The sequence below is a fragment of the Pararhizobium polonicum genome, assembly GCF_001687365.1.
Lineage (GTDB): Bacteria > Pseudomonadota > Alphaproteobacteria > Rhizobiales > Rhizobiaceae > Pararhizobium > Pararhizobium polonicum.
Genome location: NZ_LGLV01000005.1, coordinates 452,869 through 468,828, shown reverse-complemented (window position 1 = coordinate 468,828; position 15,960 = coordinate 452,869). Strand labels below are relative to the sequence as shown.

The following is a 15,960-nucleotide window of genomic DNA, read 5'->3' as shown; positions in this document are numbered from 1 at the left end:
TTTCATTGCATGTCACAGCCGCCGTCCGGCACGCCTGCGCCGGTTGAGGAGATACACTGGCCATCGCTGATCGCCGCCATCGCTGCCATTACCGCTGTCGGCATCGCCATCGGCCTCGGTCTGCCCTTGCTCAGCATCATCATGGAGAAGCGTGGCATTTCCTCCACGATGATCGGTCTCAACTCGGCCATGGCCGGCCTGGCCTCGATGGCGGCAGCCACCGTGACGGCGAAAATCGCCCACCGGTACGGCGTCGCCAACACGATGCTGCTCGCCATCCTCTTTGCTGCGATCAGCGCCCTCGGCTTCTACTACATCGAGAATTTCTGGCTGTGGTTTCCGCTCCGTGTCGTCTTCCACGGCGCCATCACCGTATTGTTCGTCCTGTCCGAGTTCTGGATCAATGCCACGGCCCCGCCCAGCCGCCGTGGGCTCGTTCTCGGCATCTACGGCACCGTTCTGTCGCTGGGGTTTGCGACCGGCCCCCTGCTCTTCTCCATCCTCGGCAGCGACGGCATCCTGCCGTTCGCGTTCGGCGCAGGCGTTATCCTTTTGGCGGCCATTCCGATCTTCCTTGCCCGCAACGAAAGCCCCGAACTCGACGAGAAGCCGGAGCTGCATTTCATGCGCTACGTATTCCTGGTTCCGACCGCCACCGCCGCCGTGTTCATTTTCGGCGCCGTCGAATCGGGGGGCCTGTCGCTCTTTCCGATCTACGGAACCCGCAGCGGCTTCACCGAATCGCAGGCCGCCCTGCTTTTGACCGTCATGGGCATCGGCAATGTGATCTTTCAGATTCCGCTGGGCATGCTATCCGACCGTATGAAGGACCGGCGCAATCTTCTGGCGCTGATGACCGTCGTCGGGCTGATCGGCGCACTCTGCCTGCCGCTCTTGCAGGGCAACTGGTGGCTGATGGCGATCGTGCTGCTATTTTGGGGCGGAAGCGTCTCCGGCCTTTATACCGTGGGCCTCAGCCATCTCGGCTCGCGCCTGACAGGTGCGGATCTGGCGGCCGCCAACGCCGCCTTCATCTTCTCCTATGCCGTCGGAACGGTGGCCGGGCCGCAGGCCATCGGCGCAGCCATGGATATTGCCGGTAATGACGGTTTTGCCTGGGCGATTGCCGGTTTCTTCGGGCTTTATGTGCTACTTTCCGTGGTGAGAATCGTTTTCAATCCAAAACGGACTTGACTTTTCGGGCGCGATTTGTAGTTTCGCGCCAAGTTTGCCGGGACCCTTCCCTTGGAAGTCCGCGGCTTTGTTTTTTATAAAGGCAGGACGACCATGGCGAAAGCTGCAAAAATCAAGATCAAGCTGCTGTCGACGGCCGACACGGGTTTCTTCTACGTAACTTCCAAGAACAGCCGCACGAAGACCGACAAGCTGGCCTTCACGAAGTACGACCCGGTCGTGCGCAAGCACGTCGAATTCAAGGAAACCAAGATCAAGTAAGATCGGGTTCCCTCTAGGAATACGAAGGCGCCGACCGAAAGGTCTGGCGCTTTTTTTTGTAATTGCTGTAGACGCCCGTGCCCGGCCGCTGATCCAGTTCGCGGCGACCCCGCCCATGCCGGGAATCAAAAAACGCCGCCCCATGACAGGACGGCGTTTTGATGGGCGTCGGCTGACCGCAACCGCGGCACGAGGAACCGCATTGGTTACAAATCAGCCGACAAACCCCACGACCCAGGAGATGCGGCGGACCTGACATCATGGGGTAACCGGCGGGAGCTCGTTTCTCCCTTACCTCTAAGAATTGACTGAAAATAAAAAAAAATCAATGAATTCTTAACCAAGGCACATGGATGCACCCAGACATGGTTAACTTCACCATTGCCTTATAGACGCCCAGCCCTGATTCCCGGTTGCAGATCCCCCGAATGCCCGTTTTCTGAAAGGCGTATTATAGCTTCATCAACAGCTGGAATGGCAATCTGGAAAATCCAGACGAATTCTCCCGCCGCATTAACCAACTGATTTAACAGTATTATTCCAGAAAATAAATTTGCATACGGTTTCAACGCCCAATTTGACGACTGATATCGCGGCTCGGAACCACCACCATTGCGCGATTCCGCCGCGCCGAACACGCTTTCCGGACAAGATATGACGCATCCCTGTGGAAAACTGCCTAAAAGATGGGAGTTCTGTGCCAGAGTGGATCAGGCGGCGGCGGCAACGACCTGGTTTCTGCCATTGTTCTTGGCCTGATAGAGTGCCGTATCCGCGCGCTTCAGCAAAGCTTCCGGCGTGTCGCCCGCCGGGTTGAGCGTGGCAATACCGAGAGACGCCGTGATCGACAGAAGCGTGTCGGAGTTCGGCAGGGAAAACGCCCTGCCCTCGACGATCATGCGCAGGCGCTCGGCAATCGCAGCCGCCATATCGGCCGGCGTGTCCGGCATCACCACGACGAATTCCTCGCCGCCAAACCGGCAGGCGAGATCGGCACCGCGCACCGTCGAGCGGACGCGATGGGCGAAATCGCGCAAAACCTCGTCGCCTGCGTCATGGCCGTGGGTATCGTTGACGCTCTTGAAGCGATCGATATCGGTGATGCAGATCGACAGCGGCCGCCCGCGGACAAGGGCGCGATCGATTAACAGTTTCAGATGGTTGTCGAGATAGCGGCGATTGTGCAACCCGGTCAGCCCATCCGTGACCGCAAGCTCGATCGTCTGCTTGACGCTGGTGCGCAGCCGGTCGTTGCAATGTTTGCGGCGGATCTGCGTCAGGCTGCGGGCGACCAGTTCATTGGGATCGACCGGCCGCATCAGATAGTCGGTGACGCCGAGATCGAGCGCGCGAACCACCATCTCCTCATGCCCTTGCTCGGCGATGATCAGGAGCGGAATGTAGCGCGTGCGCTCCAGCGAGCGAAGCTGCGAGCAGAGCCGCAACGGGTCGTAGTCGTCGAAATTCGAATTGACGATGACCAGATCAAAGCTGTTTTCGGCCGCCTCAAACAGCGCCGCCTGCGGATCGGACATCGCCGTCACTTCAGCCACCGGTTTCAGCGCCCGGATCATGCGCTCCTGAGAACTGCCCCGGCCGTCGACCAGCAGGACCTTGCCGAACTCGTCGGGCCGGTCCGTCGCGGTCAGATCCTGCAGGCCGACGCTATGGGCCGTTTCGGCGCGAAGGCGCAGTTCGTCGCTGACATTCTTCAGGCGCACCAGGCTTTTGACCCGCGACATCAGCTGCAGGTCGTTGACCGGCTTGGTGAGGAAATCGTCGGCGCCGGCCTTCAGGCCCCGCACCCGGTCGGACGGCTGGTCGAGCGCGGTTACCATGACGACGGGAATATGCGCGGTGCGCGGGTTCGACTTCAGGCGTTCGCAAACCTCGAACCCGTCGATGCCGGGCATCATGATGTCGAGCAGGATGAGATCGACCGGCTGCTTCTCGCAGATCGCCAGCGCCTCATAACCATCGGCCGCCGTCAGCACGTCGAAATACTCGGCCACAAGCCGCGCCTCGAGCAGCTTCACGTTGGCCGGGATGTCGTCGACGACAAGAATACGCGCAGTCATGCAATCTTTCCTGCCAATGAGCGCCTGAAACAGAGAGTGGATTCCCCCCAATTTGCATCAAGCGCAAGAATATAGTTCAGAGCGAAATTGCTACAGTTGCCCGCAGCTCTGCGTCATGCATCGCCCAAATAGGTTTTGATCGTCTCAATAAATTTCGGCACCGAGATCGGCTTGGACACATAGGCCTCGCAGCCGCCCTGCCGGATCCGCTCTTCGTCCCCCTTCATCGCAAACGCCGTCACGGCGATGACCGGGATGACATGCAACTCGTCGTCTTCCTTCAGCCACTTGGTCACTTCGAGCCCGGAAACCTCCGGAAGCTGGATGTCCATCAGGATCAGGTCCGGGCGGTGTTTCCTCGCAAGATCAAGCGCTTCCATGCCATTTCGGGTCTGGATGGTCGTGTAACCGGATGCCTCGATCAGGTCACGAAAGAGCTTCATATTCAGCTCGTTATCTTCAACAATCATCACCTGTTTGGGCATTTCGATCCCTTGTTTTGCGGTTCCGGCTTGCAAGCCGGCCGCATCCCTATAAGTTGCGGCGCGGTCGAGTTCACGGCTCCCGGAAGTCTGAGACTAAGCCTATTTGGTTGAAAAACAGGTAATATTCAGTGAAAAAATTACCCGAATGCAATAAGGACGCGTACACGTGAATTCTTCCGAAGAAACGGCGATCGCCATCCTTGGATGGCTGGCAAACGAGCCGGAGCTGCTTGGACGCTTCCTGGCGCTGACCGGCACCGATCCGTCCTCGCTGCGCCATGCGGCCGCCGATCCGGGCTTCCTTGCCGGCGTCGTCGATTTCCTGATGGGCCACGAGCCGACGCTGCTGGCGTTCTGCGCGGCGACCGGCACGCGGCCCGAAGATGTCGTGCGAGCGCATGCCGTGCTGTCGGGGCCGGACAATCCCGGGGACTTTTGATAGTGACGGATGTGCTCGACCTCAACCATATCCACCTGTCCGACCGGCCGCTGATCGTCTGCGACATCGACGAGGTGGTGCTGGAATTCCTGACGCCGTTCCGCGATTTCCTGCGCGCGTCCGGCCGGGATCTTTTGCCGCGCTCCTTCCGTCTGCACGGCAATGTCGTGCAACGGGACAGCGGCGAGCCCGTCGCCGACCAGATGACGACGGATTTGCTGGAGGAATTCTTCGTCCAGCAGGATGCCTGGCAGACGCCGGCCGATCGCGTTGTCGAGACCCTGGCCTCGCTTTCTGCAGATGCCGACATCATCTTCCTCACCGCCATGCCGCCGCGCCACACCGGCGTCAGACGGGCGCTGCTCGACCGGCACGGCCTTCATTACCCGCTGCTGGCCAGCGAAGAACCCAAGGGACCGATCATCAAGCGCCTGCATGACGCCCGCGACGTGCCGCTGGTGTTCATCGACGATATCCTGCGCAACCTGCAATCGGTGCGCACCCATGCGCCGGAGTGCCTGCTGGTCAACCTGATGGCGAACGCCGATTTCCGGGCGATGGCGCCGGATCCGGGCGACGGTATCCTGAAGGCGGACAGCTGGACGGACGCGGCAGAGATCATCCGCGGGCATTTCCGGCGCTGATCGCCCGCCGCTAAACAGCTGATGGGCAGAAACTCCAGTCAAGATCACCTTTCCGGCGAAGGGAATCGGGATTGCCGCCGCCATGGCTTGAGACTCGGCAGCTTAGGGCGTATCGTGAAAATGTTCAACTTTTGTTCTGATCGATGCAAACAGACGCGCAGCAATTTCCGGGCTTTTGCCGAGACTGCCTGACGGGCCAGCCGGCCGGCATGCGCCGTTGCCGGGCCTGCGGCAGCCCGCGCCTGCTCTATCACGCCGAACTCTATCAGCTGACCCTTGCCCATATCGATTGTGACGCCTTCTATGCATCCGTCGAGAAGCGCGACAATCCGGAACTGGCCGACAAGCCGGTGATCATCGGCGGCGGTAAGCGTGGCGTGGTCTCCACCTGCTGCTACATCGCCCGCATCCACGGCGTGCGCTCCGCCATGCCGATGTTCAAGGCGCTGGAGGCTTGTCCGCAGGCTATCGTCATCAAGCCGGACATGGAGAAATACGTGCGGGTCGGCCGCCAGGTGCGCATGCTGATGCAGGAATTGACGCCGCTGGTGCAGCCGCTGTCGATCGACGAAGCCTTTCTCGAGCTGAAAGGCACCGAACGCCTGCATCACGATCCCCCTGCCCGGACACTGGCAAAATTCGCCCGCCGCATCGAGACGGAGATCGGCATCACCATTTCGGTCGGCCTGTCCTATTGCAAATTTCTCGCCAAGGTCGCCTCCGACCTGCAGAAGCCGCGCGGCTTTTCCGTGATCGGCGCGGCCGAGGCGCTGGATTTCCTGAAGGAGCGGCCCGTCACGATGATCTGGGGCGTCGGCAAGGCCTTTGCAACGACGCTGGAGCGCGACGGCATCCGCAGCATAGGCCAGCTGCAGACGATGGAGGAAACCGACCTGATGAAGCGCTATGGCACGATGGGCCAGCGCCTCTACCGGCTGTCGCGCGGACAGGACGAACGCACCGTCGACATCAACGGCGAAGCCAAGAGCGTTTCTTCGGAAACCACCTTCAACGACGATCTGTGCGACTATGACGACCTGGTGACGCATCTGCGCCGGTTGAGCGAACAGGTGGCGCATCGCCTGCGCAAGGCCGATATTGCCGGGCAAACCGTCGTGCTGAAGCTGAAGACCGCCGATTTCAAGAGCCGGACGCGCAACCGCCGTCTCGACAGCCCGACCCGGCTTGCCGACCGCATCTTCCGCACCGGCATGCAGCTTCTCGACAAGGAAACCGACGGGACGAAATTCCGCCTGATCGGCATCGGTGTCTCCGACCTCTCCAATCCCGATCTTGCCGATCCGCCCGATCTGGTCGACGCGCAGGCCACGCGGCGCGCGGCGGCGGAGGCTGCGATGAACACATTGCGCGACAAGTTCGGCAAGGCGACGGTCGAGACCGGTTATACCTTCGGCAAGGGCGGACGAAAGTAGCCGGCTTCACGTTCCCGTGTTCCGGCCTGTGTTCCCCGCGAAACAGCAAAGCTTCGTTAAATCTCTCAGACTAGGCTCATCCTTGATTTCTTGTATCCGGATGTTCTCATGGTTTTGCGTTTTGCCTTCGGTATCGGCTTCGCCCTCGCCCTGTCTGCCAGCACCGCGCTTGGCGCCGGCGGTCAGGCCCCTCTGCAGATCGTCGTCTCAAGGGATCAGCAGTCGCTGGTGGTCTATGACGGCGACACGGTCGTTGCCACGTCCAACGTTTCGACGGGAAAGGCCGGCCATGCGACACCGACCGGAATCTTCTCCATTCTGGAGAAGCGCCGCTTCCACAAGTCGAATATCTATTCGGATGCCCCGATGCCCTTCATGCAGCGGCTGACCTGGTCGGGCATCGCGCTGCATGCCGCCAATCACGTCCCGCGCTATCCCGCCTCCCACGGCTGCGTGCGTTTGCCCGATGCTTTTGCCAAGCAGCTGTTCAAGATGACCGGCCGTGGCCTGCATGTGCTGATCGCCGATCGGCAGCTGACACCGGCCGCCATTTCCGATCCGTTCCTCTTTCAGCCGACACCCGAGGAGCCGGAACTGCTTTCGGATGCGACATTGCGGCCGAGCGTCTCGCAGATTCAGACGAAATCCGTCGAAGTCGCGACGATCGAGCCACCGCCCGCCACGACGGCTGCCGTCGAAGCCGAGAAAAAAGCGCCGATCCGCATGCTGATCACCCATCGCGGTCCGCGTGAGATCACGCTCGATATCCAGACCCTGCTCAATCAGCTGGGCTATGCCGCCGGCGTTGCGGATGGCTATGCCGGTGCGCAAACGGCAGAGGCGATCACGGCCTTCCAGACGGCGGAAAAACTGACCGTGGACGGCAGGATGACACCTGCCTTCGTGGAAGCGCTCTATGCCAAGGCCGGCAAGGGCAAGCCGCCGAACGGCCAGCTTCTCGTGCGCCGCGATTTTACACCGCTGTTTGAAACGCCGGTGACAATCGACAGGCCGGAGATCGCGCTCGGCACGCATTTCCTGCAGTTCCAGAATGTCGATGCCTCAACCGGCAAGGGCGAGTGGTTCGCCGTCACGCTGGACAATACCCTGCCTGGCCCGATGAAAAAGCGGCTGGGGATCACCGTCGAAGAGGATGCGACGGCATTCAACGCCGCGCAACGCAGCATGAGCCGCATCACCCTTCCCGACGAGGCACGCCAGCGGATCAACGGGCTTCTGGCCGAGGGTTCGTCGCTGACCATATCCGACATGGGCCTTGGACAGGAAACCGGCGATGGCACGGATTTCGTGACGATCACCCAGACCAAGCCGAAATCCTGAACCCCGGCTACACCAGCTCGACGTCGATGACGCCGGGAGCCGTTCTCAGCGCAGCGGCGATCTCGGGGGAGATTCGGTATTTCTCGTTCAGCTCGACCTCGATCTCGCGCTGGCCGTTGTCCTTGATGACGATGAAGGACACCAGACCATCGCCGCGCGTGTTCAGATGCGTGGCGACGGAGCGCAAGGGGCCGCTGTCGCGGACATAGACGCGCAGCGCCTTCTGCATCTGCAATGACCGTTCTTCCAGCGACTGCAGCGTCTGGATGCGCAGCCCGATACCCTCCGGCCGTTCTTCGGCCTGCACCGTCATGACCAGCGATTTGCCGGGCTCCAGCAGATCGCGGTACTGGTTGAGCGCTTCGGAAAACAGCACAGCTTCGAACTGGCCGGTGGAATCGGAAAAGGCGATGATGCCCATCTTGTTGCCAGTGCGGGTCTTTCGCTCCTGCTTGGAGGTCACCGTTCCGGCCAGCCGACCGGCCGCGGCACCCTTTTTCACCGACGCCGCAAAATCGGCAAAGGTCTGGACGCGAATCTTGGCCAAGAGCTCATTATAGGTATCGAGCGGATGGGCGGAGAGATAGAAGCCGAGCACCTGGAACTCGCGGTGCAGTTTTTCGGACGCCAGCCACGGCGAATAGGCCGGCAGGCTGATCCGCTCCGGTCCAGTCGCAGCCCCCGCGCCAAACATGTCGCTCTGGCCGCTGACCTTGTTGGCCTGGGCGATCTGCGCGAAACCGAGGATGCGGTCGAGACCGCCGACCAGTTCCGCCCGGTCGTAGCCAAAGCAATCGAAGGCGCCGGCGCAGATCAGGCTTTCAAAGACGCGGCGGTTCAAGAGCTTCGGATCGATCCGGAGACAGAAGTCCTCGAGATTGGCGAAAGGCTCGTCTCCGCGCACCTCGACGATATGATCGACCGCCGCCTCGCCCACACCCTTGATGGCCGAAAGCGAATAATAGATGCGGTTGTCGCCGGTCTCGAAGCGCCGGAACGAGGTCTGCACCGATGGCGGGATAACCTCGATGCCGAGCCGCATCGCGTCCTGGCGGAAATCGTTGATCTTGTCGGTGTTCGACATGTCGAGCGTCATTGACGCTGCCAGGAACTCGACGGGGTAATGTGCCTTCAGATAGGCGGTCTGGTAGGAAACGATGGCGTAGGCAGCTGCGTGCGACTTGTTGAAGCCGTAGTTGGCGAACTTGGCCAAGAGATCGAAGATCAGATCGGACTGCGGCTTCGACACGCCATTGTCGACGGCGCCGGTGACGAAACGAGCGCGCTGCTTGTCCATCTCCTCCTTGATCTTCTTGCCCATGGCGCGGCGCAGAAGGTCGGCTTCGCCGAGCGAATAACCCGACAGGACCTGGGCGATCTGCATCACCTGCTCCTGGTAGACGATAACCCCTTGAGTTTCCTTCAGCAGGTAGTCGATCTTCGGGTGAATCGATTCGATCTCTTCCTCGCCATGCTTGCGGGCATTGTAGACCGGGATGTTCTCCATCGGGCCGGGCCGGTAGAGCGCCACCAGCGCGATAATGTCCTCGATGCAGTCCGGCCGCATGCCGATCAGCGCCTTGCGCATGCCGGCACTTTCCACCTGGAACACGCCGACCGTGTCGCCCTTCGACAGCATCTCGTAGGTCTTCTGGTCGTCGAGCGGCAGCGCTTCGAGCTTGACCTCGATATCGCGTTTCTTGAGAAAATCGACGGCGACCTTGAGCACGGTCAGCGTCTTCAGGCCGAGAAAGTCGAACTTGACGAGACCGGCCTGCTCCACCCATTTCATGTTGAACTGGGTGACCGGCATGTCGGAGCGCGGATCGCGGTACATCGGCACCAGCTGCGACAGCGGCCGGTCGCCGATGACGATGCCGGCGGCGTGGGTCGAGGCGTGGCGGTAGAGACCTTCGATCTTCTGGGCGATATCGAGCAACCGGCCGATCACCGGCTCCTTGTCGACCTCTTCCTGGAAACGCGGCTCCTCCTCGATCGCCTTGGCGAGCGTGGTCGGATTGGCGGGATTGTTGGGCACCATCTTGCAGATTTTGTCGACCTGGCCATAGGGCATTTCGAGAACGCGGCCGACGTCGCGGAGTGCCGCGCGCGCCTGCAGCGATCCGAAGGTGATGATCTGCGCCACCTGCTCGCGGCCATACTTGCGCTGCACATATCGGATCACTTCTTCCCGCCGGTCCTGGCAGAAGTCGATGTCGAAGTCAGGCATCGAGACGCGGTCCGGATTGAGGAAGCGTTCGAACAGCAGCGAGAAGCGCAAGGGATCGACGTCGGTGATGGTCAGCGCATAGGCGACCAGCGAGCCCGCACCCGAACCGCGGCCCGGACCGACCGGAATATCCTGCAGCTTCGCCCATTTGATGAAGTCGGCAACGATCAGGAAGTAGCCCGGAAACTTCATTTTCTCGATGACGCTGAGCTCGAAATCGAGCCGCTCGCGATAATCCGTCTCGGTATAGCCGGGCGAAAGGCCGAGCTTCTGCATCCGGTCCTCCAGCCCCTCGACGGCCTGGCGGCGCAGCTCGACCTCCTCGGCGCGCTCGGCCTCCTTCGGATCGTCGGAAGCTCCGGTGAAGCGCGGCAGGATCGGCCCGCGCGTTTTCAGCACGAAGGAGCAGCGCCGGGCGATCTCGAGCGTATTGTCCAGCGCCTCCGGCAGGTCGGCAAACAGCGCCGCCATATCCTTGCGGCTCTTCAGGTAGTGGTCCGGTGTCAGGCGAAAACGGCTGTCATCCGAGACCATCGCGTTGTGCGCGACAGCCATCAACGCGTCATGGGCCTCGAATTCGGCCGGCGACGGGAAGAACGGTTCGTTGGTTGCCACGATCGGCAACTCAAGCTTGTAGGCGAGATCGACGACCCGGTTTTCGTGGCGGCGGTCATATTTGCCATGACGCTGCAACTCGACGTAAAGGCGGTCGCCGAAAATCGCCGCAAGCGTCTTCAGGCGCGCCTCGGCCAAAGCGTGATGGCCGGACTTCACGGCCATATCGACCGGCCCGCCGGATGCGCCGGTCAGCGCGATCAGACCATTCGCTCCGCCTTCGCTCAACCAGGAAAGCGCGATGCGCACAGACTGGTTGCCCTCGCCATCCAGATAGGCGCGGCTGACGATATCGACGAGGCGGACATAGCCTTCGTCCGTCGCGGCAATCAGCACGATTGCCGGCAGCTTGGCCAGATGCTGGGCATGGCCGCGTTTTTCGCCCTCGCCTTCATCCTCCATGTCGATCGACAGCTGGCAGCCGATCAGGGGCTGCAGGCCATCGTCCATGCATTTCTGCGAGAATTCGAGCGCGGCAAACAGGTTGTTGGTATCGGCGATACCGATCGCCGGCTGTCCGTCGGCCACGGCCTTGCCGATGATCTTCTTGATCGGCAGCGCGCCTTCCAGCAGCGAAAATGCCGAATGAACACGAAGATGGACAAACTGGGGAGACGCCTCACGCGAGGCGCCGCTATCCTGTCGCTTGTCGTTTACCGCATCCGCCATGACACACCCCGATTCCCGTGAAGGCCCGAGGATATCCTGTTTCCGTCCGCAGATGTCCAGATTTCATCCGCCACAGGGCGGCATTTTCATGCCCGCCCCGGATTGTCCACAGCCCGGGCCGGTTCGGCTTGCGGACCATGACGAATCCGGCGGCGATGTGCGAAGGGGCAACCTTCTTCACATTCCGATAGCGATAATCGACAGGCTGGCGACGAACATGGCGATGGAAGTGAATGCAGCGAGGTCACGAATAAAGTCAGTCATTGGCAGGCTCCCTTTTCCGTTATGTTCTTATATTGTTCTATTTTCGTTCATGCGTCAAGCAACAATCGCCGACCTTTCTGCCGAGTGCGGTGGAAATGGTAAACACTTTCTATCGGCCCTTTCGGCAAGAGCAGATCGCATCTGGACGCCTGCTGGCCGGCCGACTAGTCTGCCACCCAATGCAATCAGGGAGATGAAGAATGAAGATGTCGCTGGCCGTCATGACGGTGTTTTCCGGCCTATCCGCAATTTCAGCACAGGCGGCGCAGGCCATCGATCCGGATCGCGTCATTTCTGCCACCACGGGCGACTGGGACAAGGACGGCAATACGGATCTTGCCATGCTGGTGGCCGCCCCGGCGGGCAGCGACGAGGATCATGCGGTCTATGTCTACCTCAATGACGGCGATACCGGGCGGCTAACGCTGAAGACCGTGGCCACCAACAAGGTCTGGGGAAACCTGACCATGGCTGGACAGGTGCCGTCGATCACCGCCCTGCCGAACGGTTCGATCCTGATCACCTCCCGCAACGATGCCGTCGGCCGCGACCGCTGGGAGCAGAAGCTGACCATCGCCTATCGCAATTTCGATTTCGCGGTTGCCGGCTATACCTACACGTCCTACGATACGCTTATCCCGGACAATACAACGCATTGCGATTTCAACGTGCTGACCGGCAAGGGTAAACGCAACGACGAGCCCGTCGCAGTCACCGGAGAACTGATCTTTCTCAAGGACTGGAATGACGATCGCGGTCAGGCGGCCTGCGGCAACCGCTAGGCGGCTCAAACCGAGATAGGCGGGTAGCCTCTAAAGTTCGACGACCCTGCCGTCTTCGATCGTGATGCGGCGGTCCATGCGCGAGGCGAGCTCGTAATTGTGCGTGGCGATCATCGCCGCCAAGCCTGACTGGCGCACCAGCGCTTCCAGCGCCTCGAAGACGTAGCCTGCCGTTTCCGGATCGAGGTTTCCCGTCGGTTCGTCTGCCAAAAGCACCAGCGGCGCATTGGCGACGGCGCGGGCGATGGCGACACGCTGCTGCTCGCCGCCCGAAAGCTCCGAGGGGCGATGTTCGGCGCGGTGGCCGATGCGCATGTAATCGAGCAAGGCGGCTGCGCGCTCGCGCGCCTCTCCCTTCGCAAGGCCGGCGATCAGCTGCGGCATCATGATGTTTTCGATCGCCGTGAATTCCGGCAGCAGGTGATGAAACTGGTAGACGAAACCGATGTCGTTGCGGCGGATCGCCGTGCGCTGCTCGTCGCCAAGCGTGCCGCAGGACTGGCCGTTGATCAGAACCTCGCCCGCGTCCGGCCGCTCAAGCAACCCTGCCAGATGCAGCAATGTCGACTTGCCGGTACCGGACGGCGCAACAAGCGCCACGGTCTGGCCGCCATGCAGCGAAAAATCAGCGCCCTTGAGGATCGACAGGGTTTCGTCGCCCTGGTTGTAATGACGTTCGACGCCGGAAAGCTGCAGTGCCACGCGCGCATTCATCGTGTCTGTAATCCTTAATTATTCGTAGCGCAGAGCCTGAACCGGATCGAGGCGCGATGCGCGCCAGGCCGGAAAGATCGTGGCGAGGAAAGACAGGCCGATGGCCATGGCGACGACCGAAGTGGTTTCGCCCAGGTTCATGTCGGCCGGAAGCTGGCTGAGGAAATAGAGCTCGGGATTGAACAGCGTCGTGCCCGAAATCCACGAAAAGAACTGGCGGATGGATTCGACATTGAGGCAGACGATGACCCCGAGCAAAACGCCCGCCAGGGTGCCGACAATACCGATCGCCGCCCCGGTCATGAAGAATATCCGCATGATCGCGCCAGATGTGGCGCCCATGGTGCGCAGAATGGCGATGTCGCTGCCCTTGTCCTTCACCAGCATGATGAGGCCGGAGACGATGTTGAGCGCCGCCACCAGAACGATCAGTGTCAGGATCATGAACATGACGTTGCGTTCGACCTGAAGGGCGGAGAAGAACGTCTTGTTGCGGTCGCGCCAGTCGCTGATCAGCACCTGACGGCCGGCCGCATCCTCGATCGGCGCGCGCAGATCGTCGACCAGATCCGGATTGCTGACGAACAGCTCGATCGACTGCGCAATGCCCTCGGCATTGAAATAGAGCTGGGCTTCCTCCAACGGCATGAAGATGATCGACGCATCATATTCCGACATGCCGATCTCGAAGATCGCCGAGACGGTATAGGATTTGACCCGCGGATTGACGCCCATCGGCGTGATGTCGCCTTCCGGCGCCACCAGCGTGATCGTGCCGCCGGCGGTAATGCCGAGCTGATCGGCCATGCGCGAGCCGATCGCGACGCCGGTTCCGGCCGCATAGCCGACGAGATCGCCGGATTTGATGTGATCGGAAATGGATTTCATCTTGGCCAGATCGTCGGCGCGCACACCGCGCACCAGAGCACCCGTTCCGGCGCCACCGGGACCGGAAGCCAGCGTCTGCCCCTCGATCATCGGGATCGCCATGGTGACGCCCTTGACGCCGGAAAATTTGGTCGCCAGGTCGGCATAATTGTCGAGCGGCCCGTCCAGCGGCTGGACGATCATGTGGCCGTTGATGCCGAGAATGCGCGAGATCAGCTCGGTGCGAAAACCGTTCATGACAGCCATGACGATGATCAGCGTTGCGACGCCGAGCATGATGCCGATGAAGGAAAATCCGGCGATCACCGAAATGAACGCTTCCTTGCGGCGCGAACGCAGGTAGCGCCAGGCCACCATGCGCTCGAATGTGGAAAACGGACGGCTCGACGGCGGCTGGGCAGCCGCTGCCTTATCCTGTTCTAGCGTCGCGGCGCTCATGCCCTGGTCCCTTATTTCGAGGCGGTCAGCTTGTTGATGGCAGCCTCGATGGTCAATGTTTCGCGGGCGCCGGTCTTGCGGTCCTTGAGTTCGACCTCGCCATTGGCAACGGAACGCGGGCCGGCAATGATCTGTACCGGCACGCCGATCAGGTCGGCGGTGGCAAACTTCGTTCCGGCGCGGTCGTCCTTGTCGTCGTACAGCGTATCGAATCCTGCGTTGTTGAGCGCAGCATAGATGGTTTCGCACGCCGCGTCGCAGGCTTCGTCGCCGGATTTCATGTTGATCACAACCGCATCGAACGGCGCGATCGACGCCGGCCAGATGATGCCGTTCTCGTCATGCGAGGCTTCAATGATGGCGGGCACCAGCCGGGTCGGGCCAATACCATAGGAGCCCATGTGCACCGTGTGTTCCTTGCCGTCCGGCCCCTGCACCTTGGCGCCCATGGCTTCGGAATATTTGGTGCCGAAATAGAAGATGTGACCGACCTCGATGCCGCGCGCCGAAACCTTCGAGGCATCATCGATGGCGTTGAATGCCGCCTCGTCATGCATCTCCGAGGTGGCGGCATAGAGCGAGGTCCACTTGTCGAAGATCGCCTTCATCGCGGCGGCGTCCCAGAAATCGGTGTCGTCGGCCGGAATGTCGAAATCGAGGAAGTGCTTGTGGCAGAAGACTTCCGATTCACCGGTATCGGCCAGGATGATGAATTCGTGGCTGAGATCGCCGCCGATGGGGCCGGTATCGGCCCGCATCGGAATGGCGCGCAGGCCGAGGCGCGCAAAGGTGCGCAGATAGGCGGCAAACATGCGGTTATAGCTGTCCACCGCGCCTTCCCGGTTGAGATCGAAGGAATAGGCGTCCTTCATCAGGAATTCGCGCGAGCGCATGGTGCCGAAACGCGGACGGCGCTCGTCACGAAACTTCAGCTGGATATGATAGAGATTGAGCGGCAGGTCCTTGTAGGACTTGACGTAGGAGCGGAACACGTCCGTGATCATCTCCTCGTTGGTCGGCCCATACAGCATGTCGCGCTTGTTGCGATCCTTGATCCGCAGCATTTCGTCGCCATAGGCGTCGTAACGTCCACTTTCCTGCCAGAGTTCGGCCGATTGCAGCGTCGGCATCAAAAGCTCGACGGCGCCGGCGCGGTTCTGCTCCTCCCGGATGATCCTGGTCACCTTGTCGAGAACCCGCTTGCCGAGCGGCAGCCATGTATAGATGCCGGCGGACTGCTGGCGCACCATGCCGGCACGCAGCATCAGCCGGTGCGAGACGATCTCCGCTTCCTTGGGGGTTTCCTTCAGAATAGGCATGAAAAAGCGGGACAGGCGCATAACGGGTTCCAGAACTTAAAAGCACTTCGCACTATCGTTGGAATCGGGCGAAATAACGTTGAGCTTGCAGGCCGCACACGCGCCACGCGCGCAAACCGGACACTGCCGTTTAACTGTTTGCCGCGACGATCCGGCCAGCTGATTC

Annotated in this window: 13 protein-coding genes; 7 read left to right on the top strand and 6 right to left on the bottom strand. The window is 61.0% G+C overall.

What is annotated here, in order from left to right; genetic code table 11:
• Positions 1-9 precede the first annotated feature (9 nt).
• Entirely contained in the window at positions 10-1,194 is a 1,185-nt protein-coding gene (locus tag ADU59_RS08125) for an MFS transporter (protein WP_068953757.1), read from the top strand.
• A gap of 93 nt (positions 1,195-1,287) precedes the next feature.
• The gene (gene rpmG / locus ADU59_RS08120) at positions 1,288-1,455 is read left to right on the top strand and encodes a 50S ribosomal protein L33 (RefSeq protein WP_068953458.1); all 168 of its coding nucleotides are present in this window, start codon (positions 1,288-1,290) and stop codon (positions 1,453-1,455) included.
• Between the two features lie 710 nt (positions 1,456-2,165).
• Here the strand turns inward: rpmG and ADU59_RS08115 are convergent.
• Both ADU59_RS08115 and ADU59_RS08110 read right to left on the bottom strand, forming a co-directional pair.
• Complete coding sequence (locus tag ADU59_RS08115; RefSeq protein WP_068953456.1) at positions 2,166-3,533, bottom strand: PleD family two-component system response regulator; 1,368 nt, start codon at positions 3,531-3,533, stop codon at positions 2,166-2,168.
• Positions 3,534-3,646: 113 nt separating this feature from the next.
• Positions 3,647-4,018, bottom strand: coding sequence for a response regulator (locus ADU59_RS08110; RefSeq protein ID WP_003547430.1), 372 nt, complete (start codon positions 4,016-4,018; stop codon positions 3,647-3,649).
• 166 nt (positions 4,019-4,184) lie between these two features.
• Between ADU59_RS08110 and ADU59_RS08105 the strand changes: the two genes are divergently transcribed.
• The 4 genes from ADU59_RS08105 to ADU59_RS08090 all read left to right on the top strand — a co-directional run bounded on the left by ADU59_RS08105 (position 4,185) and on the right by ADU59_RS08090 (position 7,875).
• A complete protein-coding gene (locus tag ADU59_RS08105) occupies positions 4,185-4,457 on the top strand; it encodes a DUF3572 domain-containing protein (RefSeq protein ID WP_068953455.1) in 273 nt (90 codons plus the stop codon).
• 2 nt (positions 4,458-4,459) lie between these two features.
• The gene (locus ADU59_RS08100) at positions 4,460-5,101 is read left to right on the top strand and encodes a hypothetical protein (RefSeq protein WP_068953453.1); all 642 of its coding nucleotides are present in this window, start codon (positions 4,460-4,462) and stop codon (positions 5,099-5,101) included.
• A gap of 143 nt (positions 5,102-5,244) precedes the next feature.
• The gene (locus ADU59_RS08095; RefSeq protein ID WP_068953451.1) at positions 5,245-6,534 is read left to right on the top strand and encodes a DNA polymerase IV; all 1,290 of its coding nucleotides are present in this window, start codon (positions 5,245-5,247) and stop codon (positions 6,532-6,534) included.
• 114 nt (positions 6,535-6,648) lie between these two features.
• Positions 6,649-7,875 (top strand): L,D-transpeptidase family protein, encoded by a 1,227-nt coding sequence (locus ADU59_RS08090; protein ID WP_162493774.1) that lies wholly within the window; start codon positions 6,649-6,651, stop codon positions 7,873-7,875.
• A gap of 7 nt (positions 7,876-7,882) precedes the next feature.
• On the opposite strand, the gene dnaE is transcribed toward ADU59_RS08090, so the two are convergent.
• Positions 7,883-11,389 carry a DNA polymerase III subunit alpha gene (gene dnaE, locus ADU59_RS08085; protein WP_068953449.1) on the bottom strand — a complete coding sequence of 1,169 codons (3,507 nt, stop codon included), beginning with the start codon at positions 11,387-11,389 and terminating at the stop codon, positions 7,883-7,885.
• 464 nt (positions 11,390-11,853) lie between these two features.
• On the opposite strand from dnaE, the gene ADU59_RS08080 reads away from it, so the two are divergent.
• Complete coding sequence (locus ADU59_RS08080; protein WP_083198168.1) at positions 11,854-12,435, top strand: FG-GAP repeat protein; 582 nt, start codon at positions 11,854-11,856, stop codon at positions 12,433-12,435.
• Positions 12,436-12,465: 30 nt separating this feature from the next.
• On the opposite strand, the gene ADU59_RS08075 is transcribed toward ADU59_RS08080, so the two are convergent.
• From ADU59_RS08075 to proS, 3 genes are read right to left on the bottom strand one after another with little or no spacing between them, the layout of a single operon-like run.
• Entirely contained in the window at positions 12,466-13,149 is a 684-nt protein-coding gene (locus ADU59_RS08075) for an ABC transporter ATP-binding protein (RefSeq protein WP_068953446.1), read from the bottom strand.
• 18 nt (positions 13,150-13,167) lie between these two features.
• Positions 13,168-14,475 carry a lipoprotein-releasing ABC transporter permease subunit gene (locus ADU59_RS08070; RefSeq protein ID WP_068953444.1) on the bottom strand — a complete coding sequence of 436 codons (1,308 nt, stop codon included), beginning with the start codon at positions 14,473-14,475 and terminating at the stop codon, positions 13,168-13,170.
• 11 nt (positions 14,476-14,486) lie between these two features.
• Positions 14,487-15,815 (bottom strand): proline--tRNA ligase, encoded by a 1,329-nt coding sequence (gene proS, locus ADU59_RS08065; protein WP_068953443.1) that lies wholly within the window; start codon positions 15,813-15,815, stop codon positions 14,487-14,489.
• Positions 15,816-15,960: the final 145 nt, after the last annotated feature.

Excerpts from the sequence above, each read along its gene's own strand:
- ADU59_RS08070 (WP_068953444.1), bottom strand. The coding sequence starts at position 14,475 with ATGAGCGCCGCGACGCTAGAACAGGATAAGGCAGCGGCTGCCCAGCCG.
- ADU59_RS08095 (WP_068953451.1), top strand. The coding sequence starts at position 5,245 with ATGCAAACAGACGCGCAGCAATTTCCGGGCTTTTGCCGAGACTGCCTG.
- rpmG (WP_068953458.1), top strand. The coding sequence starts at position 1,288 with ATGGCGAAAGCTGCAAAAATCAAGATCAAGCTGCTGTCGACGGCCGAC.
- ADU59_RS08110 (WP_003547430.1), bottom strand. The coding sequence starts at position 4,018 with ATGCCCAAACAGGTGATGATTGTTGAAGATAACGAGCTGAATATGAAG.
- proS (WP_068953443.1), bottom strand. The coding sequence starts at position 15,815 with ATGCGCCTGTCCCGCTTTTTCATGCCTATTCTGAAGGAAACCCCCAAG.
- ADU59_RS08080 (WP_083198168.1), top strand. The coding sequence starts at position 11,854 with ATGAAGATGTCGCTGGCCGTCATGACGGTGTTTTCCGGCCTATCCGCA.
- dnaE (WP_068953449.1), bottom strand. The coding sequence starts at position 11,389 with ATGGCGGATGCGGTAAACGACAAGCGACAGGATAGCGGCGCCTCGCGT.
- ADU59_RS08075 (WP_068953446.1), bottom strand. The coding sequence starts at position 13,149 with ATGAATGCGCGCGTGGCACTGCAGCTTTCCGGCGTCGAACGTCATTAC.
- ADU59_RS08115 (WP_068953456.1), bottom strand. The coding sequence starts at position 3,533 with ATGACTGCGCGTATTCTTGTCGTCGACGACATCCCGGCCAACGTGAAG.
- ADU59_RS08125 (WP_068953757.1), top strand. The coding sequence starts at position 10 with ATGTCACAGCCGCCGTCCGGCACGCCTGCGCCGGTTGAGGAGATACAC.